This window comes from Thermanaerovibrio acidaminovorans DSM 6589 (assembly GCF_000024905.1).
GTDB classification, from domain to species: domain Bacteria; phylum Synergistota; class Synergistia; order Synergistales; family Synergistaceae; genus Thermanaerovibrio; species Thermanaerovibrio acidaminovorans.
Window position 1 is genome coordinate 686,486 of sequence record NC_013522.1, and the last position, 12,085, is coordinate 698,570.

Sequence of the window (12,085 nt, forward strand, 5' to 3'; positions counted from 1 at the left end):
CAGGGATGAGGCTTCGCTGGGCCGTCTTCTGGTCCGCCGCCACGTTGGTGATGGCCATCCTGGCCACCGCCCTCGTGCTTGAGACCCGAAAGGTGGATCGGCTGGCCCGGTTGGTGGACCGTAGGCTGGACGAGCTGGTGAAGCTTAGCCGTCACAACCAGATGCTGGAGAGGAAGATCCGGTACTATTCCACGGACGAGGGTTTGGCCCGGTTGGCCCGGGAGGAGTTCAACCTCTTCTACCCCGACGAGGTGGTCTACAAGATAGAGGTTGTTCCTCCCAAGCCCTTGCGTGGCAAATAGAAAGGCCATATAATCCCCTAATGTATGTCCCTGCCTTCCGTTCGGCGGAAGGCCTAAGTCCGTAGGGAGGAGGTGAAAGTCGTGAGGCCATACGAGTTGGTTACCATTCTCACGGCGGATTTGGAGGATCCCAGGTCCGCTGCGGAGGAGCTTGCTGAGGTGCTAAAGTCCCAGGGCGCCGAGGTGGAGAAGGTGGACCTTTGGGGCAAGAGGCGTCTTGCCTATCCCATTTCCAAGAAGACCGAGGGGGTCTACGTTCTCTACAACTTCAAGCAGAAGCCGTCCATGATCAAGGAGATGGAGCGGGTCCTTCGCCTGAAGCCCCAGGTGATGCGTCATCTGGTGGTGGCTCGTGACGAGAAGTAGTCGTCTGGGGGTGTTGATATGTCCCGGGGCTTCAACAAGGTCATACTGATGGGCAACCTGGCTAGGGATCCGGATGTGCGTTACACCCCTAGCAAGCAGAAGGTGGCCCGGATAACCGTGGCGGTGGGGCGTCAGTGGAAGTCCCAGTCGGGGGAGGTCCAGAACCAGACGGACTTCATCTCCGTGGTTGCCTGGGGCAACCTGGCTGACCTGTGTGAGCGGTACCTTAGGAAGGGGCGTCCGGTGTTGGTGGAGGGTCGTCTCTCGGTGAGGGACTTCGACGACGCCAGGACTGGTCAGCACCGTTGGGTCACCGAGGTGGTGGCTCAGAACCTGACCCTTCTGCCCGGTGGGCGCAGGGAGGATGACGCCTCCTTCCCCGCCGGCCCCAGGGGCAAGGAGGAGGACTTCGGAAGCCTCAGGGACGACGACGACTTCTCCGGCGAGTTCCCCCTGGACATATCGGGGCTCAAGGACGATGACGAGGTGGATCTGCCCTTTTAGTGTTCTTCCTTCGAAGGGAGGGAATCGAAGTTGAACGGTCAGTATAACAACAACCGTAAGCGCCGGAAGCGTCGGCCGAAGGTCTGTCACTTCTGCGTGGACAAGGTTGAGGCGGTGGACTACAAGGAGTTCGACAAGTTGCGCAAGTACGTCACCGAGAGGGGGAAGATAATCCCCCGCCGGGTGACCGGGACCTGTGCCAAGCATCAGCGTCAGCTCACCAGGGCCATAAAGAGGGCTAGGATCCTGGCCCTGCTCCCCTTCACGGCGGACTAGTCCTGGGATAAGCTGGAATCGTAGGTGGGGGGCGGGAGCTCCCCATCCTTTTTTTGAACCGTCCGGAGGAACGTGATGACTCCAATAAGGTCGTTGGTAGAGTCGGCCCTTCTATCCGCCATGGGGGCGGCGCTGTTCCTGGCCAGCAACTTCATCCCCGTGGCGGGGGCGTTTCTGACCCTGCTCTGTCCCGCCCCGCTGGTCATCCTTGGCCTGCGGCACAGTCCCAGGAACGCGGTGCTGGGCATGGTGGTGGCCTCCCTGGTGTCCTTTCTGTTCCTGGGGCTTCAAGGGGGGCTTTTCTTCTTCCTGGGCTTCGGGATCCTGGGGGTTGGGCTCGGCATGCTGGCCAGGACCCGGGAGAGGGCGGTGGAGATCCTCTTCTACGGGATCATCGTATCCCTGGTGAGCAAGCTGGCCCTGGTGGCGGTGATGGTGAAGCTCACGGGGGTTAACCCCTTCTCCTTTGGCGATCAGGCCCAGATCGAGGCCATGCTTGACAAGGTCTTCGATTTCTACGCCCGGCACGGCATGGGTTCCGCCGCCATGGAGGAGACCAAGCGGCAGCTCCTGGCCGCCTTCGGCCAGCTGCCGGACCTCTTCCCGGCGTTGATCACCATGGCGTCCGCGGTGGACTCCTACCTGTCCTACTCGGTTAGCCGGTGGGTGGCGGGCAAGGTGTCCATGGCGGAGCTGCCCCCTTTGCCTGCCTTCTCCCAGTGGAGGTTCCCGAGGAGCGTGCTGTGGGCCTTCCTGTTGTCGGTAGTGGTGTCCATGGTGGCGGGGCCAAAGGGACAGGGGGTGCTTCACCAGGCGTCCTTGAACCTTCGGATCCTGATACAGATGTTGTTCTTCATCCAGGGCCTTGCGGTGGCCTGGTTCTTCATGTTGAAGCGGGGGCTGTCCCGGGGGGTCAGGTACCTTCTGGCGGCCCTGCTGGTGCTCATGCCCCTCCTGTCGGGGCTGATCGTGATGGCGGGGCTGTTGGATCTTTGGTGGGATTTCAGAGGCCGTTTCGGAGGTGAGGACCGATGAAAGTTATTCTCAAGGAGGACGTTAGCAAGCTGGGGCGCAAGGGGGATCTGGTGGAGGTTTCCGACGGTTACTGCAGGAACTTCCTCTTCCCCAGGGGTTTGGCGGAGGAGGCCACCCCTGGGAAGCTGAAGGAGCTGGAGGAGCGCAGGCGGAGCAAGGCCGCCAAGGACGCGAAGCTGATGGCTCAGGCCAAGGAGCAGGCGGCCCATCTGGGGGGCAAGCGGGTGGTGATCAAGGCCTCAGCTGGCGAGTCGGGTAAGCTTTTCGGGGCGGTGACCGCCCAGCAGGTGGCGGAGGCCATAGAGGCCCAGCACGGGGTGAAGGTGGACAAGCGGGAGATAAAGCTGGATCAGATAAAGCAGCTTGGGGAGTACCGCTTCAAGGTTCGCCTGTACCCCGGGGTGGAGGCGGAGATGTCCCTTTCGGTGGAGGCGTAGGGGCTTGTCGGAGGTGACCTTCGACCGGGTTCCGCCCCACAACCTGGAGGCGGAGCGATCCGCCTTGGGGGCGTGTCTTCTGGACCGGGAGGCCATGTTGGCGGTGACGGAGCTGCTGTCCCCCCTGGACTTCTACGATCAGCGGCATCGGCTTATCTTCGAGCTCATCCAGGACATGGCCCGGAAGGACAAGGTGGTGGACGCGCTCACCTTCCTGGATGAGGCCCAGAACAAGGGCATGTTGGAGCGGATGGGGGGTAGCGCCTTCGTGGCCGCCCTGGCGGACTCGGTGACCACCACCGCCAACGCGGAGTATCATGCCCGGATAGTCAAGGACAAGGCGATCCATCGGCGGCTGATCCAGGTGGGGGGTGACATAGCCCGCTTGGGGTATCAGGAGGACCGGCCGAAGGAGGAGATCCTGGACGAGGCGGAGCGGATGGTCTTTGAGATAGGCACCGGGGCCTCGGGGGCCCAGGTCAGGCCCATCAAGAGGGTCATGGGTGAGACGTTCCGTCAGATAGAGGAGCGGTTCGCCTCAGGTAGCATCGTCACCGGGGTTCCCACGGGTTTCGACGATTTCGACCGGCTCACCGGGGGTCTTCAGCCCGGTAGCTTGAACATCTTGGCCGCCAGGCCTTCCATGGGTAAGACCGCCTTCGCGCTTAACATAGCCCAGAACGCGGCGGTGAGGGGCAGGACTCCGGTGCTGATCTTCAGCCTCGAGATGGGGGCGGAGCAGCTGGCCCAGCGGCTTCTGGGGGCCGAGGCGGGGGTGAACATCCACGACCTGAGGACCGGCAGGTTCCCCGAGAGCTGTTGGGACAAGCTGGCCCGGGCGGCGGGAACCTTGAGCGAGGCGCCGCTTTTCATAGACGACAGCTCCATGCTGTCCACCCTGGAGATGAGGGCCCGCTGCAGGCGTTTCCTGGCTCATCACGGCAGCCTGGGGCTGGTGGTGGTAGACTATCTTCAGCTGATGAGCCTGCCCGGAAGGGTGGACAGCAAGCAGCAGGAGGTGGCGGAGATCTCCCGGGCCCTCAAGGGGGTGGCCAGGGAGTTCAACGTTCCGGTCTTGGCCCTGTCGCAGCTGTCCCGGGCGGTGGAGCTGAGGAACGACAAGCGGCCCCAGCTGTCGGACCTGAGGGACAGCGGGGCCATAGAGCAGGATGCGGATCTGGTGATCCTGCTCTACCGGCCCGGTTACTACGAGAGGGACCAGGCGGACACCAACATCCAGGCGGAGGCCATAGTGGCCAAGCACAGGAACGGTCCCACCGGGAAGGTGGACCTGGTGTTCCTCAAGGAGTTCGCCAAGTTCGAGGGTCTGGAACGGCGGTACGGTTAGTTCTTAAGGCTTAGCTTGGGCTAGCAAGAAGGAGGGTCTCCCTTGGCGGTGGACAAGATGTGGGATGTTTTGCGTTTCCTTAGGACCCCTCAGAAGGAGGAGGGGGAGGGGGCGGAGGAGGCGGCCTCACCCTCTCCGGAGGAGCTGAAGCTCAAGATCGACTCCAAGCTGGAGGAGGCGCTGAAGGCCACGGAGGCCATGGTGGACCTGGTGTCCGAGGAGGCCCCTGGGCAGTCCGCCACCGCGGTTAGTCATGACGAGGAGGGGGTGTTGCTGCCCCCGCCGGACGAGGCGGCCCCGTTCCCGCTTCCGCCGGTTAACGTTCCCTCCGAGGGGCTCAACATGGTGTCGGTGGATCTGATAAGTCCTAATCCCTACCAGCCCCGGCAGATGATGGACGAGGAGGAGATAAAGGAACTGGCGGAGTCCATCCGGCAGGTTGGAGTCCTCCAGCCCATCCTCATCCGTCCGGTGGGGGACCGGTACGAGCTGGTGGCGGGGGAGCGCAGGCTACGGGCCGCCAAGGAGGCGGGGCTCGCCACCGTTCCGGCCCTGATAGTCGACGTGGACCCCCAGGCCCAGCAGCTCCTGGCCCTGGTGGAGAACCTGCAGAGAAAGAACCTGTCCGCGGTGGAGGAGGCCCGGTGCCTTCAGGACCTGTTGGAGCGCACCGGTCTGAGCCAGGCGGAGCTGGCCAAGCGCCTGGGCCGCTCCCAGGCGGCGGTGGCTAACAAGATAAGGCTTTTGAGGCTCGATCCGGAGGTTCAGGAGCTGGTGGTCTCCGGCAGGCTCGGGGAGAGGCACGCCCGGTCCCTGCTGGCGGTCCCCCCGGAGAGGCAGCGGGAGCTGGCCTATCGGGTCATCGACGAGGACCTGAACGTGAGGGACCTGGAGAGGATCGTTTCAATCGAGTCCGGTGGGGAGAAGCCCCAGAGGAAGAGGGCCTCCTCCAGGTCCGAGGACGAGTCCCGGCCGGTCACCGGGCCCGCAGGGGAACTCCTCAGGGAGCTTGGGGCGTTGGTCAACAAGCACAGGAACAAGGGGCTTGCGGCCCAGTGGCAGGTGAAGGAGATGGCCCAGAGCGTCCTGGTGGTGGAGATAGTGGTTGACATGAAGGAGACCATAGGGTGATGAGCCGTAAGGTTATTCCCCCCGGTGCGTTGTGGTATCGGAGCCTCGTACCCGATTGGGCCTATCTGGTCCTGGGTGGGGTGGCCCTGGGGCTTCCCAACCTGGTCTTCTCCGGCTTCCTCTTCTACGATCCGCTGCACCTCCTGAAGTGGATGGTCACCATGGTCCCGGTGGCGCTGCTGTCCGTCTGGTGCGGCCTGTCCATCGCCCGGCGCAGGTGGGAGGATACGGGTTTCCGGGTGGATCCCCTGGGGGCCCTGTTGCTCTGCCTGATCCTGTGGGCGTCCCTTCAGCCCCTTTTGGGCGGGATCAAGTCCATGCCCACCTTCGTGAGGGAGTGGTTCGCCTTCTCGGGCCTGGTGGCCTTCTACCTGGTGACGTACAACGTCTTCCGGGGGGAGGGGCAGCTTCGGGCCTTCATCTGGCTCGGGGTGGTGAACGGGGCGATAAACGTTCTGTTCGCCGAGGTCCAGACCCGGATGTCCGTGATCCCCGTGCCGTTCATATTGAACGCCCCGGGTAACTACGTGGGTAACACCGCCCAGCAGGAGATGTTCGGCCTTTGGACCGCCATGGCGTGTCTTGGGGGGGCCTATCTGCACATGAGCTACTCCCTGGAGGGACGACGGGGGGCCGCCAGGTGGTTGAACTTGTGTCTGATGGGGGTCAACGGATGGGGCCTTTGGAACTCCACCGCCCGGGGGGGGATAGTCTCCCTTATGGTGGGACTTTTCGCCATGGGGATTGTGTCCTGGCGGGGCCTTGAGAGGGGCAGCCTCCGGCGGCTGGGGGAGGCGGTAGTGGTGTTGGTGGTGGTGCTCTTCCTGACCTTCGGGGCCGGGAAGCTTGGCCTCAGCAGGGCGGAGACGTTGGTGGTCAAGGCCAGCGACGTGATTGAGAACCCGGGGGATCTGGCGGGGCGGATCGGCATATGGAGGAGCAGCTGGGAGGTGTTCAAGTTCTCCCCCGTGAGGGGGGTGGGTCTTGGGCAGTTCAAGTACCACTACCTGGCGGGTCAGCGGGTCATGTTCGACAAGTACCCGGACGGCAAGTGGCAGTACACACTCTGGGCCCACAACGAATATCTCCAGTGGATGGGTGAGTTCGGCCTGGTGGGGGCGGCGCTGCTGGCCATGGCCATGGGGCTTTGGCTATGGGGGTTCGTCAGGGCCTTGATGAGGGGAGAGGAGCTCCCCCGTTACGTGGCTTGGGCGGCGGGGATGGCCTTCCTGGTTGCCTTCAACGCCCTCTTCAGCCGGCCCTTCCACCGGGTGGAGAACGTGATCTGGCTCGCCTTCGCCCTGGGGGCGTCGTCCCGTCACCTGTTGCCCCGGGAGGTTCGGTTCAACCGGGTTAACAATCCCTGGCTAACCCGGCTGTTCGGCGGGGTTTGGGCCCTTCTGGCCCTCCTGGGCCTCGCCTACCTGGTGGACGGATACATCGGGGACCGGAACCTGCTGACCGCCTCCCGGGTTAAGGATCCGGAGATGAAGATGGTGTACATAAACAGGTCCCACGGGCACCTGATGACCCGGGAGGAGGCGGAGGAGCAGCGGGGCTACTACTTCCTGGCCCTTGGGGAGTACATGAGGGATCCGGTGCTGTATCGCAAGGGGGCGGACATCCTCTACGGGGCCTTCAACGCCAGGACGGACACCAAGAAGCTCTTCGATCTGATAAAGGCCTACGGCATCCTCCGGGACAAGGAGAGGGTCCTGGAGCTGGTCCACTACCTGAAGCCCGGCACGTACAAGGTTCATCTCTAGGGTAGCAGCCTGGATATGCTTCCCCATGGGAGGGGTCGTTGGGCCCCTCCTGTTTTTTTATCTCGCATCTTGTGGTAACTTCAGTGTGAATGAAAGAACCGGGGTTGGGGGTATGGCGGTGTCCCTTTTGAAGGAGATTGCGGATCTGAACTGGCAGCTTATAGCGTCCCTGGTGCTCATAAGCGCCGTGGTGGCCTACGTGGGGGACGTGTTGGGCATGAAGGTGGGTAAGCGTCGGGTATCCCTGTTCGGTCTGAGACCCCGGCACACGTCGTCGATCATAACCGCCGTAACGGGGGTGACGATAGCCCTGAGCACCTTGGTGGTTCTGTCCTTCGCCTCCTCCACGGTCAGGAGCGCCCTTCTGGGAATGAAGATAATCAGCCGGCAGATGCAGGAGCTCAACGTCAGGCTTGAGGAGAGCCGGAGGGAGCTTAGGGACTCCCAGGGGAAGCTTTTGGAGAGCCATGAGGCAATGAGGGCCATGGAGGAGCGGCTTAAGGCGGTGGAGGGGCGGCTCTCCTCCGCCTCAGGGGAGCTGAACCGGGTTCGGGGGAGGTACGAGGCCCTCTCGGCCAAGACGTCGGAGCTGGAGGCCAAGCGGTCCGATCTGGAGAGGCAGCTGGTGGAGCTGACCCTTCAGAGGAAGGCCCTAGAGGCGGAGGTGGCGGAGCTCAAGTCCAAACGGGACAAGCTGGAGCGGGAGCTGAGCCAGATGCGATCCGGCCGGATCCAGGTGCTGGCGGGGGAGCTCATATATCAACTGCCCTATGTGGGGGACCGGGATCCCCAGGAGGCCATCAAGGTGTTGTTGGAGAGGGGCAGGGCCAACCTGGCCTTCAGGTTTGGCACCAGGCCCGAGGAGGTGGCCCTGGTGGCGGACCAGGGGGATGTGTCCAGCGCGGTGGATCGGCTCTCCCGGGCCAGGGGTAGGAAGGTCCTTAGACTCACCGCCTCGGCCAACGCGGTGACGGGGCAGGCGGTGCCATGCCGGATAAAGGTCTACGACAGCGTTTTGGTGGTGAGAGACCGGGAGGTGCTGGCCGCCGCCAGGTTCGACGGGGCCTTGAGCCCTGTGGATGCGGAGTCCGCTCTCTACGCCATGCTCCGGGAGGTCAATCAGCGGGTGGTCCGTCGGGGCCTTCTCACGGACCCCTTGAGCGGTGCCGTTGGGGGACTTTCGGCGGCGGAGTTCTTCGACGCGGTGGAGCGGATGTCCAACGCCTCGGGGGCTTTCCGGGTGTTGGTGGAGGCCAAGGGGGACACCTACACCGAGGGTCCGTTGGCGGTGACGGTCAGGGTGTCGGATCTGTAGGTTTAGGCGAGGGGTGGTTGGTGTTGTCTATCCTGGGGGAATACGTAACCTACGACAGCAAGGAGTCGGTCCGTCCCGAGGAGTTGCAGGACCTATACCGGTTCACCCACTGGGGGCGTAGCAGGACCCTTGAGCAGATAGCCCTGATGCTCAAGGGCACCAGTATGTGCTTCTCCGTGAGGCACGGGGGCAGGTTGGTGGCCTTCTGCCGGTTGATAACCGACTTCGTGTTTCGGGGGACCATATGGGACATCCTGGTACATCCGGATCATCAAGGTAAGGGGGTGGGGAGCGCCCTTCTGGACTATGTGCTGGATCATCCGGTGGTGAGGCCCATCCCGCTGATCATAACCTACACCAGCGATCTGTCCTCGTTCCTTATCCGCAAGGGTTTCGAGCCCCGGGAGGGGGCCCTGGTGCTTTTGAAGAGGCCAATAGAGTATACGTAGGATTTTGGGGTTGTGTGCCGTTGGACTTGGGGGGGGTTTGTGGTATAAACCCCCTGTCCCGGTGAATTAAAGCCTGGGGCTATCAAAAACTGGAGGTGTGTTTGATGAGCAAAGAGAGGTTCCTTTTCACGTCCGAGTCGGTGACGGAGGGACACCCCGACAAACTCGCAGACCAGATCTCCGATGGCATACTGGACGCCATACTGGAGAAGGACCCCATGGGCCGGGTGGCCTGCGAGACCTTGGTGACCACCGGCCTTGTGGTGGTGGCGGGGGAGATAAGCACCAGCTGTTACGTGGACATCCCCAGGCTTGCCAGGGACATAGTGAAAGAGATAGGTTACACCCGGGCCAAGTATGGTTTTGACGGGGACACCTGTGCGGTGGTGTCCTCCATAGACGATCAGTCCCCGGACATAGCCCAGGGGGTGGACCGGGCCCTGGAGGTTAGGGAGACCCACATGACCGACAGCCAGATAGACGCCATCGGTGCCGGTGACCAGGGGATGATGTTCGGCTACGCCTGCGACGATACCGAGGAGCTGATGCCCGCCCCCATATCCCTGGCTCACAAGCTGGCCCGTCGTCTGTCCATGGTTCGCAAGCAGCGGATACTGCCCTACCTGAGGCCCGACGGGAAGACCCAGGTGACATTGGAGTACGTGGATGGCCGGCCGGTGCGGGTCGACACCATAGTGGTCAGCACCCAGCATCACCCGGCGGTGGATGCCTCCCAGATAGAGGCGGACATTGTGGAGCACGTGATATACCCGGTGATCCCTGCCCATCTTATGGAGAGGCGTCCCAGGATCCTGGTGAACCCCACGGGTCGCTTCGTACTTGGGGGTCCCATGGCGGACACGGGGCTCACGGGGCGCAAGATAATAGTGGACACCTACGGTGGCATGGTGCCCCACGGTGGCGGTGCCTTCTCGGGCAAGGACCCCACCAAGGTGGACCGTTCCGCCGCCTACATGGCCCGCTATGCGGCCAAGAACGTGGTGGCCGCGGGGCTAGCCAAGTCGTGCCAGATCCAGGTGGCCTACGCCATAGGGGTGGCTCACCCGGTCTCCATAATGGTTGACACCTTCGGCACCGGGGTTATCTCCGACGAGGCCCTCATGTCCCTTATCCGTGAGCACTTCGACTTCAGGCCCGGGGCCATAATAAGGGATCTGGACCTTCGCAAGCCCCAGTACAGGCGGCTTGCCGCCTATGGCCACATGGGCCGCACCGACCTGGATCCCCTTCCCGCCTGGGAGAGGACCGACAAGGCGGAGGCCTTGCGCAAGGCGGCGGAGAGGATGGCATGACGAGAGATGGGGGGGCCTTCGGGCCCCTCTTTGCTTTACTTGAGGGCATGGGGCGGGGGGTGTTTCACGTCTTCCTCCCGGTGAGCTGTCCCGTGTGCGGCGCCCTTGGGTATGAGCTCTGTCCGGGTTGTGCCGTGGGTCTTCTTGCCAACGGAGGTAGCGTCCTGTTGGATTTGGGTGGATCTTGGCTCCCGGTCCACCATGGGGGACTTCATCGGGGTACGCTGAGGGATGTGATCCACCGGCTAAAGTACAAGGGACTGTCCTCCTTGGGGGTGCCTTTGGGGGAGGCCCTTGGGGAAGTGTTCGGCCCCATGGGTCGGGGGCTTGTGCCTGTGCCACTTCACGTTGGCAGTCGTAGGGGTTATAACCAGTCGGAGTTGATAGCTCGGGGGATCTCGTCCGTTTGGGGTGTCCCGGTGGCGGATTATCTACGCTGGAGGGTGCGGGTTGGGAACCAGGTTTCCTCCGGTGACCGGGTGCTTCCCCGGGGAGCCATGGAGTGGACCGGTCCTCCTATGGATGGACTGGTGTTGGTGGATGACGTGTTGACCTCTGGCGCCACCTTGCGGGCCGCGGTGGAGGCCCTCAAGGCTGGTTCCTGCGGTACGGAGGGAGCTTTGGTTTTAAGCTTGGCCAAGTCCTTCGGGGGGAGTGGTGTTTGAGGTGGGAGAGCTGGATCTGATATCCTGTGTCATATGTGGCAAGGCCTTTGTGGGGGCCAAGGGGGGCTCCCCATTCTGTCCCAGTTGTCAGGACGAGGGTATGAGGCTCTACCTGCTTCTTAGGGCCATGTTGAGGGACTTCCCTTCCCTCAAGCTGTCGGTGAGGGACGCGGCGGAGATCCTTGACGTGCCTGAGGAGGTGGTGAAGGCCCTGTTCGTGTGGGACTATCCGCCCTTGGCGGCCCAGGGCAGGGACGTGTGTCCCATGTGCGGGGATCCCTCCCCGCTGGGATGGTTGTGTGACAAGTGCAAGGCCTACGTTAGGCATAGGATGGTAATGGAGGATCATTAAAGTCAATCTCTCTTACTTAAAGAAGCTCCCTCTCGGATCCGATACAGGGTTTGAGGGTGAGTTTTATCCTTTTTGGGGGAGATGCGGATGATAGACAGGATAGACAGGATTTACGGGGGCAATCCAATGGAGCGCAAGGGTCGAGGTGGCCGGGTTAGGCCCTCCGGGGGAGGCGGGGATCAGCTTGAGGTGAGCCCCTTCGCCCGGGAGCTTTCCGATGCGCTCAAGGAGATGCAAAAGTTGCCGGACGTGAGGTCCGATAAGGTAGAGGAGATACGTTCCAGGATAGAGGCTGGGACGTACCGGCCGGATCTGGACCTTGTGGCGGAGAGGCTGGTTCGGGCGGGGATAAGGAAGGGTGTGTAGCGGGTGAGCGTCCCGGAGCTTATCAAGACCCTTGAGATGCAGGACGAGGTCCTGGGTCAGCTGGGGGATCTTCTGGTGAAGCAGCGGGAGGCGCTCAAGGATGGGCGCCTTCAAGTTTTGCAGGACCTGTTCAAGGAGATGCAGTTTGTATCCGTTAAGGCTCAGGCCCTGGAGACAAAGCGTTCCAGGTTGTCGTCCGCCTTGGCGGCCCAGATGGGTTGCGAGCCGGTGCTGTCGCAGCTCTCCGACGTGGTTGGCGGTGAGGAGGGTGAGCGGCTTAGGGCGGCGGGGGATGCGGTTCTCAAGCGGGTAGGTTTTTTGAGGTCCGAGATGAGGCTGATGGAGCTTCTTATGGACGAGGCCAAGGTGTTGAACGAGATGCTAATAAACGAGTGGCGCCGAATGAGGGATCCCATGGAGAACGCCGGGGGGTTCAGCGCCAGGATCTAGGGGGTAGGTG

The 12,085-nt window shown here is 62.6% G+C and carries 16 protein-coding genes; all 16 read left to right on the top strand.

Annotated features, from left to right (window positions below):
- Window positions 1-5 precede the first annotated feature (5 nt).
- Window positions 6-302, top strand: a complete 297-nt coding sequence (locus TACI_RS03260) for a septum formation initiator family protein (protein WP_012869401.1) — start codon at window positions 6-8, stop codon at window positions 300-302.
- 81 nt (window positions 303-383) lie between these two features.
- Window positions 384-668, top strand: a complete 285-nt coding sequence (gene rpsF / locus TACI_RS03265) for a 30S ribosomal protein S6 (RefSeq protein ID WP_012869402.1) — start codon at window positions 384-386, stop codon at window positions 666-668.
- A gap of 18 nt (window positions 669-686) precedes the next feature.
- The gene (locus tag TACI_RS03270; protein ID WP_012869403.1) at window positions 687-1,172 is read left to right on the top strand and encodes a single-stranded DNA-binding protein; all 486 of its coding nucleotides are present in this window, start codon (window positions 687-689) and stop codon (window positions 1,170-1,172) included.
- A gap of 30 nt (window positions 1,173-1,202) precedes the next feature.
- On the top strand, window positions 1,203-1,448 hold the full coding sequence (gene rpsR / locus TACI_RS03275) for a 30S ribosomal protein S18 (protein WP_012869404.1): 246 nt from the start codon (window positions 1,203-1,205) through the stop codon (window positions 1,446-1,448).
- Window positions 1,449-1,523: 75 nt separating this feature from the next.
- Window positions 1,524-2,483 carry a YybS family protein gene (locus tag TACI_RS03280; RefSeq protein ID WP_012869405.1) on the top strand — a complete coding sequence of 320 codons (960 nt, stop codon included), beginning with the start codon at window positions 1,524-1,526 and terminating at the stop codon, window positions 2,481-2,483.
- Window positions 2,480-2,920: a 50S ribosomal protein L9 gene (gene rplI, locus TACI_RS03285; RefSeq protein WP_012869406.1), complete on the top strand. Its 441-nt coding sequence runs from the start codon at window positions 2,480-2,482 to the stop codon at window positions 2,918-2,920. Before TACI_RS03280 ends, rplI begins: the two co-directional genes overlap by 4 nt.
- Before the next feature lie 4 nt (window positions 2,921-2,924).
- Window positions 2,925-4,268 carry a replicative DNA helicase gene (gene dnaB, locus TACI_RS03290; RefSeq protein ID WP_012869407.1) on the top strand — a complete coding sequence of 448 codons (1,344 nt, stop codon included), beginning with the start codon at window positions 2,925-2,927 and terminating at the stop codon, window positions 4,266-4,268.
- 48 nt (window positions 4,269-4,316) lie between these two features.
- Complete coding sequence (locus TACI_RS03295; protein WP_242601184.1) at window positions 4,317-5,399, top strand: ParB/RepB/Spo0J family partition protein; 1,083 nt, start codon at window positions 4,317-4,319, stop codon at window positions 5,397-5,399.
- Window positions 5,399-7,165, top strand: coding sequence for an O-antigen ligase family protein (locus TACI_RS03300; protein ID WP_012869409.1), 1,767 nt, complete (start codon window positions 5,399-5,401; stop codon window positions 7,163-7,165). The genes TACI_RS03295 and TACI_RS03300 overlap by 1 nt, the downstream gene beginning before the upstream one ends.
- A gap of 118 nt (window positions 7,166-7,283) precedes the next feature.
- Window positions 7,284-8,480, top strand: a complete 1,197-nt coding sequence (locus TACI_RS03305) for a DUF3084 domain-containing protein (RefSeq protein ID WP_164925128.1) — start codon at window positions 7,284-7,286, stop codon at window positions 8,478-8,480.
- Window positions 8,481-8,503: 23 nt separating this feature from the next.
- Complete coding sequence (locus TACI_RS03310; RefSeq protein WP_012869411.1) at window positions 8,504-8,929, top strand: GNAT family N-acetyltransferase; 426 nt, start codon at window positions 8,504-8,506, stop codon at window positions 8,927-8,929.
- Between the two features lie 104 nt (window positions 8,930-9,033).
- The gene (gene metK / locus TACI_RS03315; protein WP_012869412.1) at window positions 9,034-10,242 is read left to right on the top strand and encodes a methionine adenosyltransferase; all 1,209 of its coding nucleotides are present in this window, start codon (window positions 9,034-9,036) and stop codon (window positions 10,240-10,242) included.
- Window positions 10,239-10,907: a ComF family protein gene (locus TACI_RS03320; protein ID WP_012869413.1), complete on the top strand. Its 669-nt coding sequence runs from the start codon at window positions 10,239-10,241 to the stop codon at window positions 10,905-10,907. The genes metK and TACI_RS03320 overlap by 4 nt, the downstream gene beginning before the upstream one ends.
- The gene (locus tag TACI_RS03325) at window positions 10,900-11,259 is read left to right on the top strand and encodes a hypothetical protein (RefSeq protein ID WP_012869414.1); all 360 of its coding nucleotides are present in this window, start codon (window positions 10,900-10,902) and stop codon (window positions 11,257-11,259) included. The genes TACI_RS03320 and TACI_RS03325 overlap by 8 nt, the downstream gene beginning before the upstream one ends.
- A gap of 87 nt (window positions 11,260-11,346) precedes the next feature.
- Window positions 11,347-11,625, top strand: a complete 279-nt coding sequence (gene flgM / locus TACI_RS03330) for a flagellar biosynthesis anti-sigma factor FlgM (RefSeq protein WP_012869415.1) — start codon at window positions 11,347-11,349, stop codon at window positions 11,623-11,625.
- A 3-nt stretch (window positions 11,626-11,628) separates the two neighbouring features.
- Window positions 11,629-12,075, top strand: coding sequence for a flagellar export chaperone FlgN (gene flgN / locus TACI_RS03335; protein WP_012869416.1), 447 nt, complete (start codon window positions 11,629-11,631; stop codon window positions 12,073-12,075).
- Window positions 12,076-12,085 lie beyond the last annotated feature (10 nt).